The sequence below is a fragment of the Streptomyces sp. Ac-502 genome (assembly GCF_045222935.1).
GTDB classification, from domain to species: Bacteria; Actinomycetota; Actinomycetes; order Streptomycetales; family Streptomycetaceae; genus Streptomyces; species Streptomyces monomycini.
In genome coordinates, this window is record NZ_JBHFFO010000001.1 from 1,999,743 (window position 1) to 2,026,086 (window position 26,344).

Below are 26,344 nucleotides of genomic sequence, written 5' to 3' on the forward strand. Positions count from 1 at the left end.
CCGGCAGCACGCGCAGGATTCAGGTATCGGGTTCAGGCATGCGGCGCGGTGTCCCGCGGTGTCAGGAGCATCCGGATGTCGTCACGCGCCCACAGCACGAAGCGTTCGACCGGTGTCACCCGGTGCCCGGGCTCGGGCCGGAAGCGGAAGCGTTTGAGCAGGACGGCCAGGACCAGTTCGGCCTCGACCATGGCGAGACCGGCGCCCTCGCAACTGCGCGGTCCGATGCCGAACGGGACGTAGGCCAGCCTCGGCCGCCCGGCCACCTCCTGCGGGGTGAACCGTTCGGGGACGAACTTCTCGGGCTCGGGCCAGTGGTCGGGGTTCATGTGCACGGCCCAGAACGGGTAGAAGACCGTGGTCCCCGCCGGGAGTTCGTAGGCGCCCAGGACGAGCGGCTCGGTCGTCTCCCGCGCGCCGTACGGGCCGGGCGGGTAGAGCCGCATCGCTTCCTTCAGAACCATGTCCAGGTAGGTGAGGTGCCGCAGGTCGGCGTACTCGGGCACCGCGCGGTCACCGAGTACGCGGTCCAGTTCGGCGGCGACCCGTTCGGCCGCCTCGGGGTGGCGGCCCAGGAGGTGCAGGGTCCAGGAGACCGCGACCCCGGTGGTGTGGTGGGCGGCGAGCAGCGTCACCATGACGGTGTCGCGGATGCGCGCGGGCCGCTCACCGGCCTCGACGAGCGCCCCGATGAGATCGCTGCGGTCCGCGCGGCCTCCGGAGCGGTGCGCCGCGACGACCCGGTCCACTGTGGCGCGCAGGTAGGCGAGGGCCCGGGCCGCCCGCTCGGCACGTTCCTCTTCCGTGCCCGGTACCGGCACCTGGTAGAGCCGTCCCAGGTACTCGGTGAGCACCTCCTCGAAGGCGGCGACGACGCCGTCCGGGTCCGCGGCCTCGCCTTCCAGCGCGTAAGCGCAGATCATCCGCAGCGACAGCGCGGTGAGGTCCTTCTGCAAGGCGACGGGCCCGTGGCCTGCCCGCTCGCCCCAGTGGTCCGCGAGTCCGGCCGCGAGTGCGGTGAACCGTGCGAAGTGCCGCTCGTGGGAGGGGCGTCCGGCCAGCACCGACAGCAGCACGCGGCGCCAGGGGATGTGCTCCTCGGCCGGCAGCACCTGCAAGTTCCCCGCCTCGCACAGCGGAGCCAGGAACTCGAACAGCCGCTCCGGACGTTTGTCGATGTGGGCCGTGGCTTCCAGCAGTACGGGGTCGGCGACCGACACGGCCGTCTCGGCGCCCGGCAGCTGGAACCGTACGACGGGCCCGTACTCGGCGTGCAGCCGCAGCTGATAGGTGTGCAGCCCGCCCGCCGCGGCGACCGCCCCCACCCCGCCGTCCGGCCGGGGCTCGGGTCCAGGGATCCGCATGGCCAACGCCTCCTGACTGACAGCCCGGCCCCGCCGCGCGGAGTGGCCCGCACGGCGGGAGTGAGCCTCCATCATCGTCCGTTCGGGGCGGCGGGGAGGCGCCGGTGGCCGATCAGAGGCGGAAGGTGGTCACGACGGTCAGGTGGTCGGAGGGCCGGTCCGGGCCGCCGCCGAACGTTGTTGATGTCCCCCGCCACGATGGCCGGTGAGGAGCCGGTCCACTTCGCCATGGCCTCGGTCTGGGTCTTCCAGCTCGCCTCCATGTGTTCAGGCTCATCACCTTCAGGGCCTGCGCGGCCTTCCCGGGCTGCGGCGAGGTGTGCCGTTCCGTGCCGGCCCCGCCGGTGGCGGCCACCGCTGTCGCCGTCACCGCGAGGGCGGCCACGCCGCCGCACAGTCCGAAGGCGAGCCGCCGCTTGCTGCTCAGCGACTTCCGGACGTCCGAGGGCTCCGCGCTCCTGCTCGTGTGTACTCGTTCCTCCTGGGTGCCGGACGAGCCGGCTGGCGGTGAGGGGAAGGAGCCCGTTGGCGGGCCACATCGGCCCCAGGGCTCCCAGCGGCACCTCCGGCCGACGGCGCGGAGGCTCAAACCGGCCACCGGGCCTGGCGAGTGGATCTGTCGCAGGGCCGTGACGAGCCCGCCCCGTCCGGCATGTTCGAACCGGGGCACGGGCGGTGTGCTGCACGGCAGGATCCCTGGTGACAGGCTCCCGCGGGCCGCGGCCCCGTACTGCACACCGCCCGCGCCTGTCAGCGGCACCAATCCGGACAACCACCCGGGCCTCCCTGTTGCGGTGGCGGGAACGCCTCTACGCTGATGTGCGCAGTCGGTTCGCGCCACTCTCCGTGGGGCGTCGTAAGAGGAACCCGGTGGAAGTCCGGGACTGTCCCGCAGCGGTGAGTGGGAGCGAAAGCCACCGATACAGCACCGGACCCGGACGAAGGGTGCGGGAAACGGTGGCCGGTAGCTGTTGCCGGAAGGCCCGGCCGACGTGCCCATGAGTCCGGATACCTGCCACTGCGCGCGTGCGAGCGAGGACGGACGTACGCGTTGTCCACGGTGACCTCGAGGGCTGGGTCGGCGGTGCAGGCGGAGCCACGCGCGTACCGGCGCGGCCGCCCTCTCACTCACCGGTCGAAATCCTCGGACCGGGTGCGGCGAGAGAGGGCGTGTTCGTGACCGAGGAATACCGTAGGGAAAGTCTCCGGGGCGGCCGACGGCCCGGTCCGGCACGGCCGTTGTACGGTGCGCGATGCTGACCACCCCCGGCGGCGACCCGGCGCGTTGGGTCTCCGGCGTCTGCCAGGGCACGCTGGGCGAGCTGTTCCAGGGCCCGCTGCGTCCCGGCGGCGACGCGGACATCGCCATCGTCTCGTTCCCCGTGGACCGCCACTCCTGGGTGTACTTCGCGCCGGGCGCCGGCTCCGGCGACGCACCGCCCGGCGAACCGCCCCTCGGCGCGAAGGCGGCGACGGCCGCGCGGCTCTTCCTGGAGCACTTCGGCCTGACGCTGCCGCCGGGCCGCTGGAGCACCCACTCGGACCTGCACGTCGGAGTGGGCATGGCCAGTTCGACGGCGGACATCGTGGCGACCGTGCGCTGCCTGTTCCGGATCTTCTCGCTGCCGTACGACACCGGGGCCGTCCTTCGCGTCCTGGCGGCGATAGAGCGGGCCGACAGCGTGTTCCTCGACGAGTTCGCGCTCTATCTGAGCGGACGGCACCGGGTCGTACGGCGGCTGGGCACCGGCGTCGGTTTCCACACCGCCTTCGTCATGGAGCCGGGCACGGTGGACACCGCCGCGGTCACGCCGGTGCTGCGGCGGCACTACCGGCGCTGTGCCACGGAGTACGAGCGGTGTCTGACCGACCTCCTGAAGGGCTTCGCCTCGGGCGACCCGGCGGCCGTGGCCCGGGCCGCGACCTTCAGCAGTGTGCTCTCCCAGGAGGTGCTGCCCAAGGACACCTTCGAAACCGTGCTGGCCCACCGCGAGGAGTTCGGCGCGGACGGCGTCTTCGTCGCCCACACCGGATCGCTGGTGGGTTACCTCTTCAGCTGCCGGCCGGCGCCGTCCCTGAAGGGCGAGCTGTCCGCCTTCTTCCGTTCGCTCGGTCACCAGTGCTCTTTCGCCCAAGGAGGCTACGCGTGACACATCCCCACATAGCCGACGCCCTCAAGATCCCGGACCTCGTCCGGCTCACGGACGGCATGGTGCTGCTGCGGTTCGAGTCGATGAAGATCTACTCCGCGCTGGCGGCCGTCCGCCACCTGCTCGACCAGGGCACCATCCGAACCGGACAGACCCTGATCGACAGCTCCAGCGGCATCTACGCCTACGCCCTGGCGCTGGCCTGCCACCGCTACGGACTGCGCTGCCACATCGTGGGCTCGACCACCGTGGACGCCACCACCCTCGCCCAACTGGAGATACTCGGCGCGACGGTCGAGCAGGTCAGACCGTCGCAGAACCTCAAGCTCGACCAGGAGATGCGGGTACGGCGGGTACGGGAGATCCTCGCCGAACGGCCCGACGTGCACTGGATGCGCCAGTACCACGACGCCATCCACTACCTGGGCTACCAGGAGGTCGCGGACCTGGTGACCACGGCCCTGCCGGACCACAGCCTGACCGTCGTCGGCGGCGTCGGGTCGGGCGCCTCGACCGGCGGCCTCGTGAGGCATCTGCGCCGCCGTGATCCCGGCGTCCGGCTGGTCGGAGTGCAGCCGTTCGGCAGCGTCACCTTCGGGAGCCAGGACCATCACGACCCGGAAGCCATCATCGCCGGCATCGGCTCCTCGATCCCCTTCGACAACGTCCGCCACCACCTGTACGACGCGGTCCACTGGATGGACTTCACCCACGCCATGTCCGGCGCCGTCGCCCTGCTGCGCGAGCACGCCGTCTTCGCCGGGCTGTCCACCGGCGCCGCGTACCTGACCGCCACCTACGAGTCCCGCCGCCACCCCGACCGGCTCCACCTGGTGATCGGTGCCGACACCGGCCACCGCTACGTGGAACGGGTGTACGCCCGCCACCGGGAGGCCGCGGACCTGGCCGCACTGAAGCCGACGGAGGTCGGCAGCCCCGAGGAGATGACCATGCCCTGGTCGACGACGGCGTGGAACCGCGCCCCCTGGCCGTCCCCCGGAAGGAGGCCCGCGCATGACCGTGGTCTGCCTGGAATCGCTCACCTTCGGGCTGGGCCACCTGACGCGCGCCGCCGCCCGGCTGGGCGAGCCGCTGCGGCTGCTGACCCGCGATCCCGCCTACTACGCGCACGAGTTGGAGCGGCTGCCCGCGGGCGCCGTCGACGTGGTGGAGACCGAGACCTTCGACACGGAACTGGTGGCGGAGCAGCTCGGCCGTACCCCTGACCTGCGGGGGCTGATCAGCTCGACCGACACCTGGATGCTGGTCGGCGCCGAACTCACCGCCCGCTTCGGGCTGCCCGGCCTCGCCCCGGCGGTGCTGCGGCTGACCCGGGACAAGGCCGCCGTACGCGACCGGCTGTTCGAGGCCGGGCTGACCCGGGCCCGCGCCGCCGAGGCGGACAGCGGCGACCCGGCGACGGCCGCGCTGCTGGTGAAGACGGTGGGCCTGCCCGCGATCCTGAAGGACACCGCGGGCACCGGAAGCCAGAACGTCTGGCTCGTACGGGACGAGCGGGAGCTGGACGCGGCGCTGGCCGAGGCCGCCGGGCGGCAGCTCAAAGGCCGCCTGTTCGCCGAACCGTACTTCTCCGGACCCGTGTACAGCGCGGAGACCCTCACCTGGGCGGGGCGGACCCGGCTGCTCGGCGTCTCCAGCCGGCTGATGTCGCCCGAGCCGCACTTCCGGGAGGAGATCACCGCGTTCCCCGTGGCCTTCCCGCAGCCGCGCCGGGACGCTCTGGAGCGGTGGCTGGACCGGGTGCTGGCCGCCGTCGGCTACACCGACCGGTTCGCCCACGTGGAGTTCGCCCTGACCACCGCCGGCCCGGAAGTGGTGGAGATCAACCCTCGGATCGGCGGCGCGCTCGTCGGTGAAGGGCTGTGCCGCGCCCTCGGCGTCAATGTGTACGAGGCGATGGTGGAAGCGGCTCTCGGCAGCCGCCCCGGACTCATGGACGCGGAGCTGCCCGGCGGCCCCGCCTCGGCCTTCGTCCTCGGATACCCCGAGGAACCGGGGGTGTTCACCGGCGTCGACGGACTCGACCGGCTGCCGGACATGCCGGGCTCCCCCGCCTGGTACCCGGTCAAGCGGATCGGCGACCCCGTCGAGCACTTGGGCGACAGCCGCGGTTACGCGGGCATCGTCTACGCGGAGGCGGAGACGGCCGAACTGGCCACCCACTGCGCCGTCGCGGCGGCCAACGCCGTACGGGTGCGGACGGAGCCGTTCCGGGCAGCGGACGCGACGGGACCGCGGGGCGCGGCAGGATCGGGGGATGCGACGGGATCGGCGGACGCGGCCGGTACGGCGGCTGGGGCGACGGTGAGCCGGGCAGGCCAGGGCTCCGGTGGCTGAACACGTCGGCGGCGGCCCGGGGTTGCGCACCGCGCTGTCCACCCTCACCGGGCCGCTGCGCTTCCTGCTGCTCAGTTCCTTCCTGATTCCGCTCGGCAGTTTCATGGTCCTGCCGTTCATGTCGGTCTTCCTGCACGAGCGGCTGGGGATGGGGCTGGGGGCGGTCGGCGTGGTGCTGGCCGTCGCGTCCCTCGTGCAGTTCTCGGGAGGAGTCCTCGGCGGTGCGCTCGCCGACCGGGTGGGGCTGCGGCGCACGATGCTCTGGGCGCTGGTGGTGCGTACGGCGGGGTTCGCGGCGTTCCTGGCGGCACTGCGGTGGCCGCCGGTGGCGGTGGCCGCGCTGATCCTGACCTGCTGCGGCGCCGCGCTGTACCTGCCGGCCAACAAGGCGTACCTGGTACACGGGGTGGCGGAGGAGCGCCGGCCCGCGTTCCTGTCCGCGGGCAACGCGGCGCTCAACGCGGGGATGGCCGTGGGCCCGCTCGTCGCGGGGCCGTTCGTGCTGTCGTCCCCCGGCCCGCTGTTCCTCGTCGTGACGGCGCTGTTCGCCGTGGTCGCCGTGGGGCATGCGCGCCTGCCGGCGGTGGGTCCGGAGAAGGACCGGCCCGGCAGCGCGCCGGTGGCGGGCCAGGGCCTGCTCACCGGCATCGCCGTCCTCCCCTTCGTCGCCAACGGCCTGGCGTTCTACCTCTACTTCCACTTCCAGCACTACCTCGCCGTGTACGCCGTGGAGCGGGCGTCCAGCGAGTTCTACAGCCTGGTGCTGCTGACCTGCTTCGTGCTGGTCATCGTCGTCCAGCCGCTCGCGTCGGGCGCCATCCGGCGGATGAGCTACCCCCTCGCCCTGGCGATCGGGTTCACGGGACTGGCCGCCGGGATGGCGGTCCTGGCGGCCGGGACGCGGACCGCCCTGCTGGCGGGCGGTGTCCTGATCACGCTCGGCGACATCGTGCTCTTCCTCAAGAACGACCTGGAGGCCCTGCGCCGCAGTCCGCGCTCGGACGCCGTGGTCTTCGGACAGCAGCGGCTCGCCGCGGGGCTGGGCGCCTGTGCCAGCGGTGTGCTGGGCGGGCAGCTCTACGGCTTCGGCGAACGCGCCGGGCACGCGGGCTGGTTCTGGCTGTTCGCCGCGGCCCAGTGCGTCCTGCTGCCGCCGCTCCTGCTGACCCTGCGGCGCGGGCGCGGGCGCGGTACGGCTCCGGCCGCTCCCGTCACCGCCGATGACCTCACCCCCGTCACCCCTCTCACCGACCCCATAGACCCCACGGACCTCACGGAAGGAAAACCGGTACCCGATGACGCACACGGGCGGATTCCAGGACGATGATTTCTGGACCGAGTTCTACGACTTCCTCTTCTCCGACGGGCGCTACGCCCAGGCCGAGGAGCTGCTCGACACCTCTCCCCTGCTGTCCTTCCCGGCCGGGGCCCGGGTGCTGGACCTGTGCTGCGGTCCGGGGGTGTTCACCGTTCCGCTCGCCCGCCGGGGCTTCGGCGTGACGGGTGTCGACCGCAGCCCGGTGATGCTGGACCGCGCCCGGAAGCGGGCCGCCGACGCCGGGGTCACCGCCCGGTACGTCCAGGCCGACATGCGGGAGTTCGTCGAGCCCGGGGCCTTCGACGTCGCCCTCAACCTGTTCACGTCGTTCGGCTATTTCGAGGACCCCGCCGACAACGCCCGTGTGCTGCGCACGATGCACGACTGCCTGGCGCCCGGCGGGACCCTGCTTCTGGACATGGCCGGAAAGGAACTGCTGGCCCGTAAGGTCACACCGCCGAAGGTGGTGCAGCGCGGTGCCGACCTGCTGGTGCAGACCGACACGGTGCTGGACGACTGGGCGCGGCTGCGCAGCGACTGGGTGCTCGTACGGGGCGACCGGGTGACGCGTACCAGCCTGGTCTGGTTCGTCTACAGCGCCGTGGAGTTGCGGCGGATGGCCGGGGAGGCCGGCTTCCAGGAGGTCGAGATCTTCGGCGGCTTCGACGGCCGCCCGTACGACCAGGACGCCGAGCGGCTGGTGCTGCGGGCGGTCCGCGCGGCGTGACCGGGGCGCCGGGCCGCACGGCGGGCCCGGCGCCCGCACATCGTAGGCGGCGCGCGGAACCGTACGCGCGCCCTTTGCCCCCGGTCCGACCGACCGTAATATCACCTGGTCATCACCGCGACGGGAGACAGGAAGCCGGTGCGAGTCCGGCGCGGTCCCGCCACTGTGACCGGGGAGTGACCCTTCATCAGGCAGATCGGGCCACCGCGCGCGGCGCGGGAAGGCCGGGGGAGCGTCGATCCGGGAGTCAGGACACTGGCCTGTCGCGGGCCCGTTCCGAGGAGCGCGGACTCCGCAGGAGGCTTTACGTGTACGACGGCACGACCCGTCCCCCTCTTTCTCCCCCACCGCCCGGCGGCGCCGGTTGCGGCGCGCCACGGCACCGGCGGTGGCCCTCGCCCTGTCCGCCGTCCTGCTGGGCGGCTGCGGCACATCGCGGGGCACCGCGGACGACGCGGGGCCCGCGGCCACCGCGGCGAAAGGTTTCCCGGTCACCATCGACAACTGCGGCATCCGTACCACCTACCGGAAGCCGCCCTCCCGGGTCCTCACCATCCACCAGCACCCCGCCGAACTGATGCTGGCGCTGGGGCTCAAGGACCGCATGATCGGCACCGCCTTCCCCGACTCGGCCGTCCTGCCGGAGCTGCGCGCGGACTACAAGGCGCTGCCGCAGCTGGCGAAGAAGGAACCGTCCTTCGAGACCGTTCTGGAAGCCGATCCGGACCTCGTCTACGGCGGGTACGCCAGCGCCTTCGCCGAGAACGAGGGCCGCTCGCGCAAGGCGTTCGCCGATGCCGGGATCAACACCTACCTCAACCGCGAGTACTGCGGGAAGAAGCAGGTGTCCATGCAGGACGCGTACGACGAGGTCCGCACCGTCGGCAGCATCTTCGGCATACGGGAACGGGCCGACGAGCTGGCCGCCGGCCTCAAGGGGCGGGTGGACCGGGCCGCCCGAGCGGTCAAGGGCGCCCCGGCCGTACCGGTCTTCGTGTACGACAGCGGCGACAAGGCGGCCTTCACCGCCGGCGGCAAGAGCCTCGGCACCGAGATCATCCAGCTCGCGGGCGGCCGCAATGTGTTCGCCGACCTGGACAAGGTCTTCGGTGACGCGTCCTGGGAGCAGGTCGTCGACCGGAAGCCCGAGGTCATCGCGATCTACGACTACGCGGGGGCCGGGAGCGTCGAGCAGAAGAAGAAGTTCCTGCTGTCGCAGCCCGCTCTCGCCGACGTGCCCGCTGTCAAGAACAAACGGTTCGTCGTCCTGCCGCTGACCGCGACCCTGGTGGGGGTGCGGCCGCCGTACGCGGTGCAGGAGCTGGCCCGCGCCCTGCACCCCGAGCGGTTCCGGTGACCGCCGCCGCCGGGACGGCGGTCGTCCGCGAGCACCGGCACGAGGCGCCGCCGCGCCGCCGGTCCTTCGCCGTCACCCTCGTCGTCCTCGGCGTGCTGCTGCTGGTCTCCGCCACGGCGGGGATGGCGATCGGGTCGGTGCACGTACCGCCCGGCGAGGTGTGGGGCATCGTGACCCACGCGCTGGGCGCCGACCTGCCGGACCCGGGGTGGTCCCGGGCGCGCGAGACCATCGTGCTGGACGTACGGGCGCCGCGGGTGGCGCTCGGCGCGGTGACGGGCGCGGGGCTCGCGGTGATCGGTACGGCCATGCAGGCGCTGGTCCGCAACCCGTTGGCGGAACCGTACCTGCTGGGCGTCTCCTCGGGTGCGTCCCTGGGCGCCGTCATGGTGATCGTCTTCGGGGTGAGCCTGTTCGGCCCGCTGTCGCTGCCGGCCGCCGCCTTCGCCGGAGCGCTGCTGACCCTGCTGCTCGTCTACACGACGGCCCGTACCGGCGGGCGCATCACCTCGGTACGGCTGGTGCTGTCGGGAGTGGCGATGGCGGCGGTGCTCACGGCGGTGATGGACGTCCTGCTGCTGACCTCCGACCGGGGCAACGAGGCCCGGGCGGTCCTCGCCTGGACCCTCGGGGGCCTCGGCGGGGTCCAGTGGGGCACGCTGTGGCTGCCGGGACTGGCGCTGCTGCTGGGCATCGCGGTCCTGCTGGTCCAGGCCCGGTCGCTGAACCTGCTGCTGGCGGGCGAGGAGGCCGCCACCACGATGGGGCTGGACGTGGCCCGGTTCCGGGCCCGGATGTTCGTCCTGCTCTCGCTCGTCACCGGCGTCCTGGTGGCCGCGGCCGGGCCGATCGGCTTCGTGGGGCTGATGCTGCCGCACGTGGTGCGGCTGTTCGTGGGCGGTGACCACCGCCGGGTGCTGCCCGCCGCCGCACTGGCCGGCGCGGTGTTCCTGATCTGGGCCGACATCGCGGCGCGTACCGTCGCCGCGCCCATGGAGATCCCCGTCGGCGTGCTGACCGCGCTGTGCGGCGGGCCGTTCTTCCTGTGGCTGATGCGCCGGGACGCCCGCCGCACCGTGCACCGAGGAGTGGCATGAACGCGACCGAACTGACCGTCGACGGCCTCACGCTCACCGCCGGGGCCCATTGTCTGGTGCACGACGTCTCCCTGACCGCCCGGCCCGGTGAGGTGATCGGCCTGGTCGGGCCCAACGGCAGCGGCAAGTCCAGCCTGCTGCGCGCCGTCTACCGGGTGCTGCGGCCCGCCGCGGGGCAGGTCCGGGTGGACGGCACGGACGCCTGGTCGCTGCCGGTACGGCGGCTGGCCCGCACGGTGGCGGCCGTGGTGCAGGAGTCGGCCGCCGACTTCGACCTGGCCGTGCGCGAGGTCGTCGCGATGGGCCGTACACCGCACAAGCGGCTGCTCGACGGCGACAGCGCCGAGGACGCCTCCCTGGTGGCGTGGGCTCTGGAGTCGGTGGACGCGGCCGGGCTGGCGGACCGGTCCTTCGACCGGCTCTCCGGCGGCGAGCGCCAGCGGGTGCTCATCGCCCGCGCCCTGGCCCAGCGGCCCTCCCTGCTGGTCCTCGACGAGCCGACCAACCACCTGGACGTACGGCACCAGCTGACGGTGCTCGGCATCCTGCGCCGGCTGCCCGCCACGGTCCTGGTGGCGCTGCACGACCTGAACCTCGCCGCGTACTACTGCGACCGCCTGTACGTCCTGTGCGAGGGGCAGGTCACGGCGTCGGGGCCGCCCGCCGAGGTGCTGACCGAGGAACTGCTGGCCGAGGTGTACGGCGTGACGGCCGAGGTCGCCGTCAGCCCGCGTACGGGGGCGCCGCAGGTGTCATTCCTGCCCGGGGAACGCGATCGGCCGGCTGTCGCGGTGCCGGGGCACTCGGGTTGCTGAGCGGCTGGGGCGGTACGGGTCGCTCCGCTTCCTGAGTGGCCGGGGCGACGCCGGGTCACTCAGGTTCTGCGCGGCCGGGGTGGTCGCGGGTCACTCCGGTGCCTGACCGGCTGTCGCGGTGCCAGGTCACTCCGGCTCCGGGCCGGCCGGGGCGGTCACGGACGGCTCGTCCGGCCGGGGCCGCCCGCCGTCGTGACCGGAGAGGACCACGGCCAGCAGTCCGACGATCACCGCGGCGGCAGCGGCGCGGCCCGCGGCCCGGGCCGTCCAGCGCAGCGGCGCGGCCTCCGCCTGCCGCACGGGCGCCCCCAGGCGCTCGGCCCGCCGCGCCGGACGCAGCAGCCGGAGCAGGAGCAGCACCGCGACGGGCAGTTGCAGCAGCCACACGACGGTACGCGGCCACTCGTCGTACCAGACGTTGGTGCCGTACAGCAGGGTGTGCCAGACGCTCAGCACGTACACGACGAGGACGAAGCGGTGCAGCCGGCGCCAGGCGGACGCGCCGATGCGGTGCCGGACGTAGAAGAGCAGCCCCAAAGGGACGGCGAGGTACAGGGCGCCCTGCCCGATGGGGATGGCCAGCTTGCCGGTACCCGAGTCGTACCAGCCCGGCACGAACGTGTCGGCGAACGCCGACCACAGGCGCGCCATCCAGGCCGTCCCGCCCGCGTCACGCACCAGTTCGGCGGCGAACATCAGCGCGTGCGCGAACATCAGCGCCATCGTCGTCAGACTGGTGGTGCGGTGCCAGCGCTCCAGCACGGTCCGGGAGACCGGCAGCCGGCCGGGCCGGGGGCCGGACAGCAGCAGCCCGAGCATGACCGTCCCCCACGACCAGAGCAGCCCCGACCAGCCGAACGCCTGGCTGAGCAGGTACATCCAGTAGGTGCGGGGGTCGTCCATGAAGGGCATGACCGAGACCGTCGCGGACGCGCCGGACCGCATCCGCAGATACAGGAACACGAACACGGCGACGGTGACCACCACCGCGGCACCGGCGTCGGGCAGGGCCGCCTTGAGGTCGGCGCGCAGCGGGACACGGCCACCGGTACGGCTGTCCCGCGTCGGCGCCGACGCCGGCGGCGTGCTGTCGCGGCCTGTTGTTTCGGGGTGCATGCGGGGCCCTTCGGACAGCTGTCGCCAACGCGTCGTACGTGCCGTACAAGTGTGGCTGGAGAGGCGGGCGTTGTTGAGGAAATATCCAGCCAGAGCAGGCGTCACCCGGTCGAGCGGCCACCTCTCCCGCCCCTGCCGCCCCTGCCGTTCTGACTCCTCCGCCGACTTGCCGTCCACGGACCGGCCGCTCCCCCTGTGCATGTACGGGGAAGCGGCCGGTCCGTCCTCAGGAGTCGAGCGCCGCGCTCACCGCTTGCGGGCCTGGTTGAAGCGCAGCATGTTGCCGGCCGGGTCGCGGAAGGCGCAGTCGCGGACGCCGTACGGCTGGTCGACCGGCTCCTGGAGCACCTCGCCACCCGCGGCGCGGATGCGCTCGAAGGTGGCGTCGCAGTCGCCGGTCGTGAAGATGACGGCCCGCAGCAGGCCCTTGGCCAGGAGTTCCGCCATGGCCTCACGGTCGGCGGGCGAGGCGTTCGGGTCCGCGAGGGGCGGTTCGAGGACGATGTCCACGTCGGGCTGCGACGGCGCACCGACGGTCACCCAGCGCATCCCCTCGAAGCTGACGTCGTTGCGCACCTCCAGGCCGAGCACATCCCGGTAGAAGGCGAGCGCCTTGTCGTGGTCGTCGACGGCGATGAAGCAGGTCGAAAGGCTGATATCCATACGGCCAACGCTACGGGCGGGGAGCGGGCGGCGCTTCTCCGTTCCTGACCGGTCTCGTGTAGATCTTGGCGTAGCAGGCGGGGATGGCGGCGCCCTCGTCGTGGCGGCGCGCCCGGTACGCGCTCGGGCTCTCGCCCACCAGCTCGGTGAACCGCGAGCTGAACGACCCCAGCGAGGTACAGCCGACCTCGAAACAGACCTCCGTCACCGACAGGTCGCCCCGCCGCAGCAGCGCCTTGGCCCGCTCGATGCGGCGCGTCATGAGGTAGCTGTACGGCGTCTCCCCGAAGGCGGCGCGGAAGCTGCGGGAGAAGTGGCCCGCGGACATGTGCGCGGTACGCGCCAGCGCGGGGACGTCGAGCGGCTTCGCGTACTCGCGGTCCATCAGGTCACGGGCCCGGCGGAGCCGGACGAGGTCCTCCAAGGTCACGGGCCCATCGTCCCACGGTGGAGGGCGGAGCGCGCTTGGGGGCAGCGGGCCGTCCAGGCACGGAAGGGCACAGCCCCGCAGAGGCGTAGCCACACGGAGTCCACAAGCCCTACAGAAAAGACATAACACCTGAACACATGTACACTTGTCGAACGAAGCCCCGCGGTTCCCCCGTCCGCGGGGCTTCGTCATATCCGCGTGCCCATATCCGCGTGCCCATATCCATGTGCCCATGGATATGGGCAGAGACGTGGCCATGGACAGTGGAAGCCGGGACGACTCGGTGCCAGCATCCCGTCATGATTCCCGCTGAAGGCCCCTTCCGTTCGGCTGCTGCCGCCCCCGAGGCGCCCGCCGCCCCAAGTCCCCCACCAGCAAAGGCGATTCCGCTGCCTTCCCCGAACAATTCGCCCCCACCCTGCGCTTCTCCCTCGGCGTGCCGCGTCAGTTCGGCGTCTCCGCGGACGGCCGCCGCGTGCTCTTCGTCCGTACGGGCGGGGGCAGCGACCCCGTAGGGCGGCTGTGGGCGTACGAGGCGGCGTGCAGCGGGTGTGGATCGATCCGGAGGCGCCGGGAACCGGCCCGCCCTCGGAGACCGCGGACAGCGGAGAGACGAGAGAGACCACAGAGGGGCAACTGCCCGAGGCGGAGCGGGTGCGGCGGGAGCGGGCACGGGAGTATTCCACCGGTGTCGTGGCGTATGCGACCGACGCGGCGGCGCGCGTGTTGGCCTGCGCGCTCTCGGGAGCACTGTGGGTGGTGCGTACAGGCGAAGGCGCCCCCGTCCGCGTACGGACCGCCGGGCCGGTCGTCGACCCCCGGCCCTCTCCGGACGGGCGGCTGGTCGCCTATGTCACCGGTGGATCGCACGTCGTCGCCCTGGAGGACGGGAAGGACCGGCAACTGGCGGCCCCCGAAGGCCCGGACGTCACCTACGGCCTGCCCGAGTACGTGGCAGCCGAGTCGATGGGACGCACGCGCGGCTACTGGTGGGCCCCGGACAGTCGCCACATCCTGGTGGCCAGGGTGGACACGTCCGGCGTGGAACGGCGCCACATCAGCGATCCGGCACACCCCGATCAGCCGCCGCGCACGGTGGCCTACCCCTCGGCGGGGACGGCCAACGCGGACGTGTCGCTGCACATCGTGCCGGTGACCGCCTCGGGGGCGGCGGCCGCTCCCGTACCCGTGGCCGCCTCCGGGGAGCGGCGCGTCGAGGTGGCGTGGGACCGGGCCGCGTACGTCTACCTCGTCAGCGCCGGGTGGGACGGCCACGGGCCGCTCATCGGCGTACAGAGCCGCGACCAGCGGACACTGCGCACCCTGGCGGTCGACCCCGGCACCGGTGCGACCCGGATGCTGCACGAACGCACCGACCCCGCCTGGACCGAGATCGTGCGCGGCATCCCGGCCCGTACGGCATCAGGGGCCCTGGTCCTGCCCGAGGACACGTCCGGCACCCGCCATCTGAGCGTGGGGGCGCCACCGTGACACCGCCCGGATTACAGGTGCGGGAGGTCGTCGCCGTGGAAGGCGAGCAGGTGTGGTTCACCGCCGGCGAGGAGCCGACTGAGGTGCATGTGTGGCGGTGGGGTCCGGCGGACGGCTCGACCCGGCCGCCCCGGCCGACCCGGCCGACCCGGCCGACCCGGCTGAGCGAAGGGCCGGGGCTGTTCACGGCTGCCGCCGGGGGCGGCACGGTGGTCGACAGCGGGCTCACGCCGGAGGGCCCGGTTGTCGAGGTACGCGGCCTCGGGCCGGCCGGGCCGGTGACCGGCGCACGCGCCCCCGGGCGGGACACCGCCGTCGGAGCCGTCGGCGTCCGTCGAAGTCCTCGGAACCGTCGGGACCATCGCCTCGCTCGGCGAGGACCCGGTCGTCACCCCACGCCCGCAACACCTCCTCCTGGGGCGGCGGGAGCTGCGCGGTGCGCTGTATCTCCCCTGCTGGTACGAGCCCGGTTCGGGCTCGCTGCCGGTGCTCCTCTCCCCGTACGGAGGCCCGAGCGTCCAGTTCGCCGTACGGGCCCGCACCTGGTTCGCCTGTGAGGCGCAGTGGTTCGCCGAGGAGGGTTTCGCCGTACTGGTAGCCGACGGCCGCGGGACCCCGGCCGGGGTCCGGCCTGGAAGAGGACCATCCACGGCGATCAGCTCACCCCCGCCCTGGAGGACCAGACCGACGCGTTGCACGCTGCCGCCGCGCGCTTCGCGGACCTGGATCTGTCCCGGGTGGCGATCCGCGGCTGGTCGTTCGGCGGCTTCCTGGCCGCCGCTGCCGTCCTGCACCGCCCCGACGTCTTCCACGCGGCGGTCGCCGGCGCCGCGCCCACGGACCAGCGGCTGTACGACACCCACTGGAAGGAACGTTACCTCGGCCACCCCCGGGAGAACACCGGAGAACTACGCCCGTTCCTCCCTGGTGGGACACGGGCATCTGCTGCGCCGCCAACGTGATTTCCTGCGTTCGGCACTCGACCGAAGCTGAACGCGCGCGCCCGCCCGCCCGTATGGAACTTCCACAACGCCCAGGGGACGCACGCGCCACGTGACACGCACCGCTCACGGCACCCGGCGGCCCCGGGACACCGACAGTTGGAGGCATCCCATGACTCAGCGGACATCGACCGGGCGATCGGCAGGGCGGTCGCCAGGACTGCGGACGGACGGGCGCACGGCCCGCCGTACGGTCGTCGCGGCGGCCGGCGCGGCGGGACTGGCCGCCGCGCTCGCGGCGTGCGGGAACGGCTCGGACGGGTACGGTGACAGCGCCTCGTCCGCGCCGCCCGACGCGTCGAAGAGCGACGGAGGCGGCGGGGGCAACGCGGGCGACGGGGCGAAGAACGGCGACACGGAGCCCGGCGGCAAGGACCCGGGGAGCGCGGGCACCGGCGCGGCCGGGGGCGTGCTGGCCAGGACCGCGGACATCCCCGAGGGCGGCGGCAAGGTCTTCAAGGACCGCAAGGTCGTGGTGACCCAGCCCGCCAAGGGCGAGTTCAGGGCGTTCTCTGCGGTGTGCCGGCATCAGGGGTGCCTGGTGAACGAGGTCGCGGACGGCACGATCAACTGTCCTTGCCACGGCAGCGCCTACGCCATCGCCGACGGCAGCGTACGCAACGGGCCCGCCACTCAGGGGCTCGTCGCGGCCAAGGTGAGCGTGGAAGGCGACGCGATCAAGCTGGGGTGACCGGGCCGGTCCGAGGGCCTGGCGTCCGGCTCCGCGCCCCGCTCCAGCACGCGAGCAGATCGCCGGTGGTGGTGACCGTGGCGACGAGAGCGAGGGTGTGCCGGACCATCGCCCTGGTGTAGTCGGCCGGCACACTGGCGATGGCGTCGGCGGGCACCACCGCCGTGTACCCGAGGTTGACCGCGTCGAAGACGGCGTTCGGGATCGCCACGTTCGCCGACACCCCGACGATGACGAGGGTGCGGCAGTCGAGATTGCGCAGCAGCGGGTCCACGTCCGTACCGGAGAGCGGCGACAGCCCGTGCAGCCTGCGGACGATCAGGTCGCTCTCGGAGACGGGCACCGGCTCGGCGACCCGTACCGCGGTCGTCCCGGCGATCTGCTGTACGGGCAGGCGCTCGGCGGCGGCGAACAGGCGCGCGTTGCGGTTGGCGCCGCGGCCGTCCGGGCGGCGCTCGGCGACGGCGTGCAGCACCTGCACGCCCGCGTCGTGCGCCGCTCCGACCAGCCGCGCCACCCGGCCGAGCGCCCCGGACGCGCGCGCCGCTTCCGCCAGTTCCGGCAACGCGCCGTCCGGTCCGACGACGCCGCGCTGGCACTCGACGGTGAGCAGGGCCGTCGTCGCCGGATCGGTCTGTGCCAAGAGGCGGGCGTCCGATGCCATCGTCTCGTCCCTTCCTGGGGTGGGTCGTCGCAAGCCGGAGCCGTGTCGTCCCCGTGGCAGCGCGGACCGTGCCGCGCTGCGCCCGGGCCGCGCGAGCGTAGCCGCCATTGCGCCGGCACGGAAGAGACCGGATGATGCCTGGCACTTGACGCTGACCATCAGTCAGGCCGTACGGCGGAGGTGGACGACGGATGACCGGCACACAGCGGCGCGGGCGCCGCATCATGATGACGCCGCACGAACGGGACACCTTCCTGGCGGAGCAGCGCACGTGCCGGGTGGCCACCGTGGGCACGGACGGCACGCCGCACGTCGGCGCCCTCTGGTTCGCCTGGGACGGCACGGCCCTCTGGCTGTACTCGATCACCCGCAGCAAGCGCTGGGCCCAGCTGCGCGAGAACCCGCGGATCGCGGTGGTCGTCGACGACGGGCACGACTACGGGGAGCTGCGCGGGGTGGAGCTGACCGGCAGCGCGGCCTTCGTCGGCGAAGTACCACGAACGGGTGACGCCTGCGCGGAACTGGACGTGCCGGAGCGGCTTTTCACCACCAAGTACTTCGGCGGGCTCGGCCTGGAACAGATGCCGTACGACGGCCGGCACGCCTGGCTGCGGCTGGTCCCGGAAGCCGTCGTGTCCTGGGACTTCCGCAAGATGCCGGGCTGAGCGGGCCCCGCCGGACGCCCGCCGTGCCCGAGGCGGCGAGCCGGTCGCGCTCCCACGCGGCGCCGCCTGATCGCGTTGTCGGTGGTCTCTGACACAGTGGTGGGGTCGGCCCGTTCCAGCAGGTCCGGGGCGGCACCGACGTGCGACGAACAGAACGAGGGAGACCTGGTGAACGTGCTCTTTCCGGCGCTGAGCGACGCGTCGCCGCAGCCGGCGCTGCGCTTCGGCGAGCGTGCGCTCAGTTACCGCCAGTTGGCCGCGGTCGCGGGCCGGCTCGCCGAGCGCCTCGACGGCGAGATCCGGGTGGCCGTGTGGGCCACGCCCACCCTGGAGACCGCGGTCGCCGTGGTGGCCGCGCTGCTCGCCGGGGTGCCCGCCGTGCCCGTCAATCCGAAGATCGGCGAGAGCGAGCTGGCGCACATCGTGTCGGACAGCGGACCGACGCTCGTACTGGCCGAGCCGGACGCCGAGCTGCCCGGCGCGCTGGCCGCCCTCCCCCGCCTCGATGTCGACGCCGCCACCGACGTCGAGGAGGTGCCGCCCCTTCCGTACGAGCCGGGCGCCGAGTCCGCCGCCCTCGTCGTCTACACCTCCGGCACGACGGGCCCGCCCAAGGGCGTCGTGCTCCCCCGCCGGGCGCTCGCGCACACGCTGGACGCGCTGGCGGAGGTGTGGCAGTGGACCGCCGACGACGTTCTGGTGCACGGTCTGCCGCTGTTCCACGTCCACGGTCTCGTGCTGGGCGTCCTCGGGCCGCTGCGGCGCGGTGGCAGCGTGCACCACCTGGGCCGGTTCAGCACCGAGGGCGTCGTCCGGGAGTTGACCGCGGACGGCACGATGCTGTTCGGCGTACCGACGATGTACCACCGCCTGGCCGTCGAAGCGGGCGAGAACCCCGCGCTCGCCAAGGCCCTGGGCCGGGCCCGCCTCCTGGTGTCCGGCTCGGCGGCCCTGCCGCGCGCCGACCACGAGCGGCTCGCCGCGGCGGCCGGCTGCCGCGTCATCGAGCGGTACGGCATGACCGAGACGCTGATGAACACCAGTGTGCGGGCCGACGGCGAGCCCGCGCCCGGCAGCGTCGGCGTGCCGCTGCCCGGCGTGTACGTCCGGCTTGTCGACGAGTCCGGCCAAGCCGTCGAGGCCAGTGACGGCGAGACGGTCGGCGAGATCCAGGTCCGCGGTCCCAACTTGTTCGTCGAGTACCTCAACCGCCCGGACGCCACCGCCGCGGCCTTCGACGGCGGCTGGTTCCGTACCGGCGACATGGCCACCCGCGACGCGGCGGGCAACTACCGCATCGTGGGGCGCAAGGCCACCGACCTCATCAAGAGCGGCGGCTACAAGATCGGCGCCGGCGAGATCGAGAACGCCCTGCTGGAGCACCCGGGTGTCAGTGAGGCCGCTGTGACGGGTGAGCCGGACGAGGACCTGGGCGAGCGGATCGTCGCCTGGATCGTGCCGGCGCCGGCGGCCGAGGGCGTCGCCGTGCCCTCCGACGCCGAGCTGGCCGACCACGTGGCCCGGCAACTGGCACCGCACAAGCGCCCCCGCGTGGTGCACTTCCTCGAAGCCCTGCCCCGCAACGACATGGGCAAGGTGCTGAAACGGGACCTCCGTGCGTAGCGAGGGCCCGGGGAGCGGTTCCGGCGACCCGGGTGGCGGGAGCAGCGGCGGGGGCCCCAGCAGCGGGAGCACCAGCAGCAGGAACGCGGGCAGCGGGGACGCGGGCAGCGGAACCGCAGGGGGATGCTCCGCGTCCGCCAGGCCCGCGCCTGCCGGGCCCCCACCTGCCGGGCCCCCGTCTGCCGGGCCCCCGTCTGCCGGGCCCGCGCCTGCCGGGCCGTCGCCGCGCTGGTCCGCGCGCGAGGCGATCTCCGTCGTGACGGACGACTTCGCGGAGTTCGCCGCACCGGAGGCGGAGCGGCGTGCGACGGTGGGGGCGGGCGCTGGTGACTCCGCCGGGGCACCGGCTGCACCGGCAACGTGCCCGGCGGACGGTCCAACGGTCGGAGCGGGTATCGGCCCGGCGGTCGAGCCTGCGGCCGTTGCCCCGTACGACGACGGGCCGCTCGGCTGGGACGGCTACGGCTCCGCACGGCAGCGGGCGCAGGAACGGACCGGTGAGAGCGAATCGGTGGTCTGCGGCCTCGCCCGTGTCGCCGGCGTGAAAACCGTCCTGGTCTCCTTTGAGTTCGGCTTTCTCGGCGGCTCCCTGGGGGAACGTACGGGTGATCGACTGGTGGCCGCCTGGGACCGCGCCCGGGAGCTGCGCCTGCCGGTCGTGACGCTGATCGCCACGGGTGGCAGCCGGATGCAGGAGGGCATGCGGGCCCTGACCCAGCTCCAGCGGGTGGCCGGCCGGTCCGCGCTGAACCGGGCGGCGCGGCTCCCTCAGGTTGCCGTGCTGCGCGATCCGACGACCGGCGGCGGCTGGGCGACACTCGGCGCGGGTGCGGATGTCGTGCTCGCGCTGCCGGGCGCGCAGGTCGGCTTCGCAGGCTCACGTGTGCGCCCGGCGGGTGCCGACCCGTATGCGTACAGCGCCGAGGGCCAGGTAGCGGCCGGCCAGGCCGACGCCGTCGTCCCGCCGGACAAGCTGCGCACGGTACTCTGCCGCTGGCTGCGACTGCTGTCACCAGGAGGCGACGGGGCACCAGCGGCGGACGCGGCACCGGTCGTGAGACCGGACGCGACGGCAAGCCAGGACGAAGCTGCCGAAGCAGCCCCACCCGAAGCATCCCCAGCCGGAACCGCTCCACCCGAAGCCGCCCCCGCCACTACAGACCCCGCCGAAGCGAACCCCGCCACAACGGCCGCCCCGCCCCCGAACGCTCTCGGTACCTCCGAACTCCCCGCGTCCGGATGGGAGGCGGTGTGTTCCGCCCGCGACGCGCGGCGGCCGCGCGCCGCGGCGTATCTGGAGGCGTACTTCGACTGGCGCGAGGAGATCAGCGGCGACCGCTGCGGCGGCACCGACCCGGGCATACGCTGCGGATTCGGCCGACGCGAAGGGCGCACGATCGCGTTCGCCGCCCAATGCGGTACGGCCGTGCGCCCCGCGGGGTTCCGTACGGCCGCCCGGCTGATCCGGATGGCGGACCGGCTCGGCATACCGGTGCTCACCCTCATCGACACCCCGGGGGCGGCCAACGACCCGGCAGCGGAACGCGCCGGCGCGGGCGCCGCCATCGCGGACGTCTTCGCCGCGCTGGCCTCGGTCCGTACGCCCGTCACCTCGCTGCTGATCGGGGAGGGCGGATCCGGCGGAGCGCTGGCGCTGGCCGCACCGGGCCGGCTGTGGGCGACACCGGACAGCTACTTCTCCGTCATCGCCCCGGAAGCCGCCGCCGCCATCCTCAAGCGCGACCCGGACGCGGTACGCGACACCGCCGACCAGCTCCGGCTACGTCCCCAGGACTTGTTGGACCTGGGCCTGATCCGGGGCGTCGTCCCGCCTCCCGCATCCCAGTGACGCGACGGCTCCCCTCGCTTCGCCATGCCCCCATAGACACCCTCCGCATCCGCCCCGTCCTCCGCATCCGCCCCGCTCATCCGGACGACCTGCCCGCCCGATCGACCTGGCCGCCGTCGCCGCCCTCCGATGGCAGTGGGTGCAGGAGGCCGACGGGGCGCCGCCCGTCACCACGTGCGACGCGTTCGTGCGCCGTTTCGTGGCGTGGTCGCGGTCGCGGGAGAACGCGTCCCCGCAGCACTGCCCGGTCATGGCCTGTGGCGACACCGTCATCGGCATGGCGTGGCGTGGCTGGCAGTCACTCGGCGCGTACCGAGCCCGTACGCGCTGGACCGGGCATCAGGTGATGTGCAGTGTGTGTACGTCGTTCCGTACGAGCGGGACGGCGGGCTGGGCGGACGGCTCATCGACGCGGTGCTGGAAAGGGCCCGCGAGCAGGGACTCGAACGCGTGACGGTGCACTCCAGCGTCCGAGCGGTCCGGGCTTACACACGGCAGGGTTTCGGCACGTCGCCCCTTCTGTTGCAGACCGATGTACCACCGCCGGCCAACGGGTCAGCGGCTGTTCCCCCGGCCCTGCTCCCGGACGGCGACCACGGGTAGCCCCGCCCGCTGGGCCCGGACACGGCCGGACCCCGCAGAGGCACCTCACCCCTGGATCCTTCAGCGGCCCTCGATCTCCTCACCCGCCGCGCGCAACGCGGCGACCGCGGCACGGATGGACGGTCTCCGGTCGGCGTCGGCACGCCAGATCGCGTAGACGTGTCGCTGCATCGTGTGGCGTACGGGCACCACCCGCACCCCCGCCGGCACCGGCCCACGCCCCAGCCGGGGTGCCACCGCGACCCCCAGCCCGGCTTCGATCAGCGCCAGTTGGGTGTGGTGCTCGTCCACCATGTGCGAGATGCGCGGCTCGATGCCCTGGCCGCGCAGGGTGAACATCAGCCAGTCGTGGCAGAACTCGCCCTGCGGCCAGGAGACCCACTCGTCGTCGGCCAGCTCCGCCAAGTCCACCGAGTCGCGGTGCGCCAGCGGGTGGCCGGCCGGCAGGGCGACGTCGGCGGGGTCGTTCAGGATCGGCACCTTCGCCAGCCCTTCGGGCAGCGAGAGCGGCCGATTGTGCCAGTCCAGCACGACACCCAGGTCGATGTCACCGCGCACCACGCACCGCACCGAGGCGTCGGGCTCCATCTCCCGCAGTCGCGGCCGGAGTTGCGGGTGCTCGGCACGCAGCCCGGCCAGCGCGGCAGGGAACAGTCCACGCGCCGCGGTGGGGAAGGCTCCGAGCCGCAGCTCACCGACGGCCTGACCGCGGTGGGCCTCCAGCTCCGCCTGGGCCAGCTCGACCTGCGAGAGGATCCGTACGGCATGGTCGGCCAGCAGCCGGCCGGCGTCGGTCAACCGCACGCCGCGGCCGTTCTTGGCCAGGAGCTGCTGGCCCGTCTCCCGCTCCAGCTTGGCGAGTTGCTGCGAGACGGCGGAGGTGGTCACATGCAGCCCGTCCGCCGCCGCACTCACCGAGCCGTGCCGGGCCACCGCACTCAGCGTCCGCAGGCGATCAAGGTTCAACATCTAAGCAATGCTAAGCGGTACCCCCTACGAAAACTCGCTTGTGCTACAAGATCATGGAACCGCATCGTAGTCCCCATGAGCTCCGCCACCCCTTCCGGAACCGACACCGCACCCGCTCCCCCGGCAGCCGCACCACCCCTCTCCGAAGCCGAAGCCGACCCAGCACCCACTCCTCCGACAGCCACGTCGCCCGTCTCCGAAGCCGGCACGTCCGACGCAGCCAACCCAGCCGTCGCGCACTCCGCTCCACCCGGGCCCACCGCACCCGCCGCGCCTCCACCCCCACCTCGCTCCGCCACCTCGGACCGCTCCACCGCCCGCCGGGGCAGGCCACACCGCGCCCTCGACTGGCGCCTGCGGTTCGCGATCCTGAGCCTGGTCTGGGGCTTCAGTTTCCTCTTCATCAAGGTCGGCACCCAGGGATACACTCCCCTGCACGTCACCTTCGGTCGCCTGGCATTCGGTTCGGCGGTGCTCATCGCCGTACTGGCCGTCAAGCGGGAGCGGCTGCCCCGCTCCGCGCGGACCTGGGGTCATCTGACGGTCGCCGCGTTCTTCCTCAATGCCCTCCCCTTCTCCCTCTTCGCCTACGCCGAGTTGACCATCCCCTCCACCCTGGCCAGCATCTGCAACGCCAGCTCCCCGCTGTGGGGCATGGCCCTCTCCCTTGTCGCCCTCTCCGAGGACCGGCCCACCCGCCGCCGCGTCGCGGGGCTCGGCCTCGGTTTCCTAGGGGTACTGACCGTGCTCGGCGCCTGGCAGGGGTTCTCCGGAACGGACCCGACGGGCACGGTGATGGCCCTGGGTGCGTCGCTGAGCTACCCCATCGGCTGGATCTACGTCCGGCGGACCCTGGCCGGCGCCAAGGTCTCCCACGTCGCCCTCTCCGGGGCCCAGATGCTCCTCGCCACGGCCCAGGTCGGCCTGGTGACCGCTCTCTTCACCTCCGCTCCGGCGGCCTACCCCGTCGTCCCCCTTCTCGCCGTCGTCGCGCTCGGCGCCCTGGGCACCGGGCTCGCCTTCCTGTTGCAGTACGGGCTGGTGGCGGAGGTGGGTCCCACCACCGCCCAGATGGTCACCTACTTCGTCCCGGTTATCGCCACCACGGCCGGTGTCGCCCTGCTCGGCGAGTCACTCAGCTGGAACACTCCCGTCGGCGCGCTGATCGTCCTGGCCGGTGCCGCCCTGACCCAGAGCCGCCCCCGCCGCACCGCCTAGCGAGGGTCCGGCCCGGCGGCATGCTCGGTCGTCTCCGCCGTCTCGGCCACCTCGGTCGTCTCCGCCGCCTCAGCCCTCTCCGGCGTCTCCGCCGTCTCGGTCATCTCGGCCGTCACCGCCCACCGTTCGTGGTCGCGCCACGCACCGTCCACATACTGGAAGCGCGGGGAGTAGCCCTCCAGCCGGAACCCCAGCCGCTCGACGAGCCGGACGGAGGAGGCGTTGCCGGGCTGGATGTTGGCTTCCAGCCGGTGCAGCCCCAGCTCGGTGAAGGCGTACCGGACGACGAGACGGACCCCCTCGGTCATATAGCCGTGCCCGGTGGTCGACGCGTAGGCGACGTAGCCGAGAGCTCCGCTCTGGATGCCGCCCCGGACGATGTTGTTGATGTTGACGCCCCCGACGATCGCACCGCTCTCCCGGAGGCACACCACGAAGCCCTCATGGGTGGGCTGGTCGAACTTGGCGACGTACGCGCGAAACGCCTCCTCCGTGGTGTCCCGCGCGGGGATCCACGGGTGGTGCAGTGCGGCGCTCTCACGGTCCAGGACAGCGATCTCCTCCCGGTCCTGGAAGGAGATCCGCCGGACGGCCACCCGCGGACCACGCACAAGAAAGCTCTGATCAGACATCGTGCGATCGTAACCAGCATCGTCCCCCTCAATCCTCGATCAGCCGGCCGGTCGGTCAACCAGTCGGCCAACCGGTCAGCCAGTCGTTCAGTGGGCCACGCAGTTTGTGAGCGCCTGTCAGGATGTGGCATCTCACCGGCCGGCCTCATGGCCCGCCCGCAGCCGCAGCGCCCACGCTTCCGTGCTCACCTCAGTCGTAACGGCGCGCCTCCTTCGTTTCGACGGCGGACGCGACGACGTCCGCCAGTGCCGGCAGTTCGTCCTCCGCGAGGCCCGCGATGGTGATGCGTATGCCGGGCGGCGAATCCATGCGGAAGCGCGCTCCGGGCGCTACGGCCCAGCCCGCGTGCAACAGCCGGGCGACCGCGCCGGTTTCGTCGGGCACCGGAATCCATACGTTCATCCCGCTGCGCCCCCGCGCCCGGACGCCGCGGGCCGCCAAGGCATCGATCAAGGTGTTCCGGCGTCTGCCGTACGCGTCCGCGACGGCCTTCGGGTCGACCGCTCCCGTACGCCACAGGTGCACCACCGCGTCTTGCAGGAGATGGCTCACCCAGCCGGGACCGAGCCGCTGGCGGCCGCGCACCCGGTCCACCGTCACGGCGTCGCCGGTCAGCACGGCGAGCCGCAGGTCGGGGCCGTACGCCTTGGCCGTGGAGCGGACCAGCGCCCAGTGGTCCGTGGCGCCCGCGAGCGGGTGCAGGGGAGGTCGACCATGTCGTGGCCGTGATCGTCTTCGACCAGCAGCACGTCCGGATGGCTCGCCAGCACCTCGCGCAGCTCCCGGGACCGGGTGGCGCTGAGCACCGCACCTGTCGGGTTCTGCGCCCGATCCGTGACGACCAGGGCCCGGGCGCCGTCGCGCACCGCCCGGCCGACCTGCTCGGGCAGCGGCCCTTCGTCGTCCACCGCGACCGGAACGGCCCGCAGCCCGAGGCCGGGAATCAGATCGAGCAGGCTCCCCCAGCCCGGGTCCTCGACCGCGACCGTGTCACCGGGGCGCAGATGCACAGCGAGCACCCGCTCCATCGCGTCCAGCGCCCCCGAGGTGACGGCGATCGAGCCGCTCGGCACCCCGTCGGCCTCGAAGGCGGCGCGAGCCATCCGCTCCAGCTCCGTGCCGACCGCAGGGGCCCCGTACAGCGTCGGGCGCTCCGCGCTGCGGGCGGCGGCCTCGGCCAGCGCCTGCCCGAGGGCGGGCAGCAGCGCGGGGTCGGGATTCCCGGCGGACGCGTCGCGCACGCCGGGCGGCAGGGGCCCGAGCGCCGCCTCACGGGCCGTGCTGGCCGGCCGCGGGCGCACCCGGCTACCGCGGCGGCCCGCGGTCTCGATCACACCCCGGTCCCGCAGTGTCCGGTACGCGGACGCCACCGTATTGGGATTGACCTCCAGATAGACGGCCAACTCTCGCATGGGGGGCAGGACTTCGCCCGGTTGGAGCTCACCCGCACCGACGGCTCGCTCGACACTGGCGGCAATCTCCGATGCGCGCCGCCCTTCGATCCGATACTCTCCTAGCACAAAACCAATTATGCACTAGTGC

General features: G+C 73.0%; 24 protein-coding genes, 1 pseudogene and 2 riboswitches. Of the genes and pseudogenes, 17 read left to right on the top strand and 8 right to left on the bottom strand.

Features of this window, described 5'->3' with window-relative positions; genetic code table 11:
- Positions 1-32 precede the first annotated feature (32 nt).
- Positions 33-1,364 carry a cytochrome P450 gene (locus tag ACEXOX_RS09030; RefSeq protein ID WP_406519885.1) on the bottom strand — a complete coding sequence of 444 codons (1,332 nt, stop codon included), beginning with the start codon at positions 1,362-1,364 and terminating at the stop codon, positions 33-35.
- A gap of 811 nt (positions 1,365-2,175) precedes the next feature.
- A riboswitch (cobalamin riboswitch) is annotated at positions 2,176-2,399 on the top strand.
- Between the two features lie 218 nt (positions 2,400-2,617).
- On the opposite strand from ACEXOX_RS09030, the gene ACEXOX_RS09035 reads away from it, so the two are divergent.
- The 8 genes from ACEXOX_RS09035 to ACEXOX_RS09070 all read left to right on the top strand — a co-directional run bounded on the left by ACEXOX_RS09035 (position 2,618) and on the right by ACEXOX_RS09070 (position 11,186).
- Complete coding sequence (locus ACEXOX_RS09035; RefSeq protein WP_406519886.1) at positions 2,618-3,514, top strand: hypothetical protein; 897 nt, start codon at positions 2,618-2,620, stop codon at positions 3,512-3,514.
- Positions 3,511-4,740, top strand: coding sequence for a cysteine synthase family protein (locus tag ACEXOX_RS09040; RefSeq protein ID WP_406519887.1), 1,230 nt, complete (start codon positions 3,511-3,513; stop codon positions 4,738-4,740). The genes ACEXOX_RS09035 and ACEXOX_RS09040 overlap by 4 nt, the downstream gene beginning before the upstream one ends.
- Positions 4,741-4,774: 34 nt before the next feature.
- Entirely contained in the window at positions 4,775-5,872 is a 1,098-nt protein-coding gene (locus tag ACEXOX_RS09045) for an ATP-grasp domain-containing protein (RefSeq protein WP_406526271.1), read from the top strand.
- Positions 5,865-7,199 carry an MFS transporter gene (locus ACEXOX_RS09050; protein ID WP_406519888.1) on the top strand — a complete coding sequence of 445 codons (1,335 nt, stop codon included), beginning with the start codon at positions 5,865-5,867 and terminating at the stop codon, positions 7,197-7,199. Before ACEXOX_RS09045 ends, ACEXOX_RS09050 begins: the two co-directional genes overlap by 8 nt.
- Positions 7,168-7,917, top strand: coding sequence for a class I SAM-dependent methyltransferase (locus ACEXOX_RS09055; RefSeq protein ID WP_406519889.1), 750 nt, complete (start codon positions 7,168-7,170; stop codon positions 7,915-7,917). The genes ACEXOX_RS09050 and ACEXOX_RS09055 overlap by 32 nt, the downstream gene beginning before the upstream one ends.
- A gap of 89 nt (positions 7,918-8,006) precedes the next feature.
- Positions 8,007-8,196: riboswitch (cobalamin riboswitch) on the top strand.
- A gap of 109 nt (positions 8,197-8,305) precedes the next feature.
- The gene (locus ACEXOX_RS09060) at positions 8,306-9,274 is read left to right on the top strand and encodes an ABC transporter substrate-binding protein (RefSeq protein ID WP_406519890.1); all 969 of its coding nucleotides are present in this window, start codon (positions 8,306-8,308) and stop codon (positions 9,272-9,274) included.
- Positions 9,271-10,371, top strand: coding sequence for a FecCD family ABC transporter permease (locus ACEXOX_RS09065; protein ID WP_406519891.1), 1,101 nt, complete (start codon positions 9,271-9,273; stop codon positions 10,369-10,371). The genes ACEXOX_RS09060 and ACEXOX_RS09065 overlap by 4 nt, the downstream gene beginning before the upstream one ends.
- Positions 10,368-11,186 (top strand): ABC transporter ATP-binding protein, encoded by an 819-nt coding sequence (locus ACEXOX_RS09070; protein WP_406519892.1) that lies wholly within the window; start codon positions 10,368-10,370, stop codon positions 11,184-11,186. The genes ACEXOX_RS09065 and ACEXOX_RS09070 overlap by 4 nt, the downstream gene beginning before the upstream one ends.
- A gap of 126 nt (positions 11,187-11,312) precedes the next feature.
- Here ACEXOX_RS09070 and ACEXOX_RS09075 read toward each other — a convergent pair whose 3' ends face one another.
- From ACEXOX_RS09075 to ACEXOX_RS09085, 3 genes are all read right to left on the bottom strand, one after another.
- Complete coding sequence (locus ACEXOX_RS09075; protein WP_406519893.1) at positions 11,313-12,302, bottom strand: ferric reductase-like transmembrane domain-containing protein; 990 nt, start codon at positions 12,300-12,302, stop codon at positions 11,313-11,315.
- A gap of 246 nt (positions 12,303-12,548) precedes the next feature.
- Positions 12,549-12,965: a VOC family protein gene (locus tag ACEXOX_RS09080; protein WP_406519894.1), complete on the bottom strand. Its 417-nt coding sequence runs from the start codon at positions 12,963-12,965 to the stop codon at positions 12,549-12,551.
- A 10-nt stretch (positions 12,966-12,975) separates the two neighbouring features.
- Entirely contained in the window at positions 12,976-13,395 is a 420-nt protein-coding gene (locus tag ACEXOX_RS09085; RefSeq protein WP_406519895.1) for a helix-turn-helix domain-containing protein, read from the bottom strand.
- A 540-nt stretch (positions 13,396-13,935) separates the two neighbouring features.
- Between ACEXOX_RS09085 and ACEXOX_RS09090 the strand changes: the two genes are divergently transcribed.
- The 3 genes from ACEXOX_RS09090 to ACEXOX_RS09100 all read left to right on the top strand — a co-directional run bounded on the left by ACEXOX_RS09090 (position 13,936) and on the right by ACEXOX_RS09100 (position 16,578).
- Entirely contained in the window at positions 13,936-14,886 is a 951-nt protein-coding gene (locus tag ACEXOX_RS09090; protein ID WP_406519896.1) for a DPP IV N-terminal domain-containing protein, read from the top strand.
- A gap of 563 nt (positions 14,887-15,449) precedes the next feature.
- Complete coding sequence (locus ACEXOX_RS09095) at positions 15,450-15,848, top strand: prolyl oligopeptidase family serine peptidase (protein ID WP_406519897.1); 399 nt, start codon at positions 15,450-15,452, stop codon at positions 15,846-15,848.
- Positions 15,849-15,999: 151 nt separating this feature from the next.
- Positions 16,000-16,578 carry a Rieske (2Fe-2S) protein gene (locus tag ACEXOX_RS09100; protein WP_406519898.1) on the top strand — a complete coding sequence of 193 codons (579 nt, stop codon included), beginning with the start codon at positions 16,000-16,002 and terminating at the stop codon, positions 16,576-16,578.
- On the opposite strand, the gene ACEXOX_RS09105 is transcribed toward ACEXOX_RS09100, so the two are convergent.
- A complete protein-coding gene (locus tag ACEXOX_RS09105; protein WP_406519899.1) occupies positions 16,565-17,242 on the bottom strand; it encodes a cysteine hydrolase in 678 nt (225 codons plus the stop codon). The two genes, ACEXOX_RS09100 and ACEXOX_RS09105, sit on opposite strands and share 14 nt — an antisense overlap.
- Positions 17,243-17,433: 191 nt before the next feature.
- On the opposite strand from ACEXOX_RS09105, the gene ACEXOX_RS09110 reads away from it, so the two are divergent.
- The 5 genes from ACEXOX_RS09110 (at position 17,434) to ACEXOX_RS09130 (ending at position 21,982) form a co-directional block, all read left to right on the top strand.
- A complete protein-coding gene (locus tag ACEXOX_RS09110; protein WP_406519900.1) occupies positions 17,434-17,907 on the top strand; it encodes a pyridoxamine 5'-phosphate oxidase family protein in 474 nt (157 codons plus the stop codon).
- Positions 17,908-18,075: 168 nt separating this feature from the next.
- Positions 18,076-19,530, top strand: coding sequence for an acyl-CoA synthetase (locus ACEXOX_RS09115; protein WP_406519901.1), 1,455 nt, complete (start codon positions 18,076-18,078; stop codon positions 19,528-19,530).
- Between the two features lie 247 nt (positions 19,531-19,777).
- On the top strand, positions 19,778-21,379 hold the full coding sequence (locus ACEXOX_RS09120) for a carboxyl transferase domain-containing protein (protein WP_406526272.1): 1,602 nt from the start codon (positions 19,778-19,780) through the stop codon (positions 21,377-21,379).
- A gap of 139 nt (positions 21,380-21,518) precedes the next feature.
- Positions 21,519-21,833 carry a hypothetical protein gene (locus tag ACEXOX_RS09125; RefSeq protein WP_406526687.1) on the top strand — a complete coding sequence of 105 codons (315 nt, stop codon included), beginning with the start codon at positions 21,519-21,521 and terminating at the stop codon, positions 21,831-21,833.
- Positions 21,737-21,982, top strand: coding sequence for a GNAT family N-acetyltransferase (locus ACEXOX_RS09130; RefSeq protein WP_406526273.1), 246 nt, complete (start codon positions 21,737-21,739; stop codon positions 21,980-21,982). The genes ACEXOX_RS09125 and ACEXOX_RS09130 overlap by 97 nt, the downstream gene beginning before the upstream one ends.
- A 60-nt stretch (positions 21,983-22,042) precedes the next feature.
- On the opposite strand, the gene ACEXOX_RS09135 is transcribed toward ACEXOX_RS09130, so the two are convergent.
- On the bottom strand, positions 22,043-22,951 hold the full coding sequence (locus tag ACEXOX_RS09135) for a LysR family transcriptional regulator (protein WP_406519902.1): 909 nt from the start codon (positions 22,949-22,951) through the stop codon (positions 22,043-22,045).
- 75 nt (positions 22,952-23,026) lie between these two features.
- Between ACEXOX_RS09135 and ACEXOX_RS09140 the strand changes: the two genes are divergently transcribed.
- Complete coding sequence (locus tag ACEXOX_RS09140) at positions 23,027-24,169, top strand: DMT family transporter (protein ID WP_406519903.1); 1,143 nt, start codon at positions 23,027-23,029, stop codon at positions 24,167-24,169.
- Here the strand turns inward: ACEXOX_RS09140 and ACEXOX_RS09145 are convergent.
- Together ACEXOX_RS09145 and ACEXOX_RS09150 are read right to left on the bottom strand one after the other, a co-directional pair.
- Positions 24,166-24,801 carry a GNAT family N-acetyltransferase gene (locus ACEXOX_RS09145; protein WP_406519904.1) on the bottom strand — a complete coding sequence of 212 codons (636 nt, stop codon included), beginning with the start codon at positions 24,799-24,801 and terminating at the stop codon, positions 24,166-24,168. The genes ACEXOX_RS09140 and ACEXOX_RS09145 overlap by 4 nt on opposite strands.
- Positions 24,802-24,991: 190 nt before the next feature.
- Positions 24,992-26,322, bottom strand: a pseudogene (locus tag ACEXOX_RS09150) (aminotransferase class I/II-fold pyridoxal phosphate-dependent enzyme).
- Positions 26,323-26,344: the final 22 nt, after the last annotated feature.

Excerpts from the sequence above, each read along its gene's own strand:
- ACEXOX_RS09075 (WP_406519893.1), bottom strand. The coding sequence starts at position 12,302 with ATGCACCCCGAAACAACAGGCCGCGACAGCACGCCGCCGGCGTCGGCG.
- ACEXOX_RS09045 (WP_406526271.1), top strand. The coding sequence starts at position 4,775 with ATGCTGGTCGGCGCCGAACTCACCGCCCGCTTCGGGCTGCCCGGCCTC.
- ACEXOX_RS09145 (WP_406519904.1), bottom strand. The coding sequence starts at position 24,801 with ATGTCTGATCAGAGCTTTCTTGTGCGTGGTCCGCGGGTGGCCGTCCGG.
- ACEXOX_RS09080 (WP_406519894.1), bottom strand. The coding sequence starts at position 12,965 with ATGGATATCAGCCTTTCGACCTGCTTCATCGCCGTCGACGACCACGAC.
- ACEXOX_RS09110 (WP_406519900.1), top strand. The coding sequence starts at position 17,434 with ATGACCGGCACACAGCGGCGCGGGCGCCGCATCATGATGACGCCGCAC.
- ACEXOX_RS09100 (WP_406519898.1), top strand. The coding sequence starts at position 16,000 with ATGACTCAGCGGACATCGACCGGGCGATCGGCAGGGCGGTCGCCAGGA.
- ACEXOX_RS09135 (WP_406519902.1), bottom strand. The coding sequence starts at position 22,951 with ATGTTGAACCTTGATCGCCTGCGGACGCTGAGTGCGGTGGCCCGGCAC.
- ACEXOX_RS09030 (WP_406519885.1), bottom strand. The coding sequence starts at position 1,364 with ATGCGGATCCCTGGACCCGAGCCCCGGCCGGACGGCGGGGTGGGGGCG.
- ACEXOX_RS09105 (WP_406519899.1), bottom strand. The coding sequence starts at position 17,242 with ATGGCATCGGACGCCCGCCTCTTGGCACAGACCGATCCGGCGACGACG.
- ACEXOX_RS09070 (WP_406519892.1), top strand. The coding sequence starts at position 10,368 with ATGAACGCGACCGAACTGACCGTCGACGGCCTCACGCTCACCGCCGGG.
- ACEXOX_RS09055 (WP_406519889.1), top strand. The coding sequence starts at position 7,168 with ATGACGCACACGGGCGGATTCCAGGACGATGATTTCTGGACCGAGTTC.
- ACEXOX_RS09140 (WP_406519903.1), top strand. The coding sequence starts at position 23,027 with ATGAGCTCCGCCACCCCTTCCGGAACCGACACCGCACCCGCTCCCCCG.
- ACEXOX_RS09035 (WP_406519886.1), top strand. The coding sequence starts at position 2,618 with ATGCTGACCACCCCCGGCGGCGACCCGGCGCGTTGGGTCTCCGGCGTC.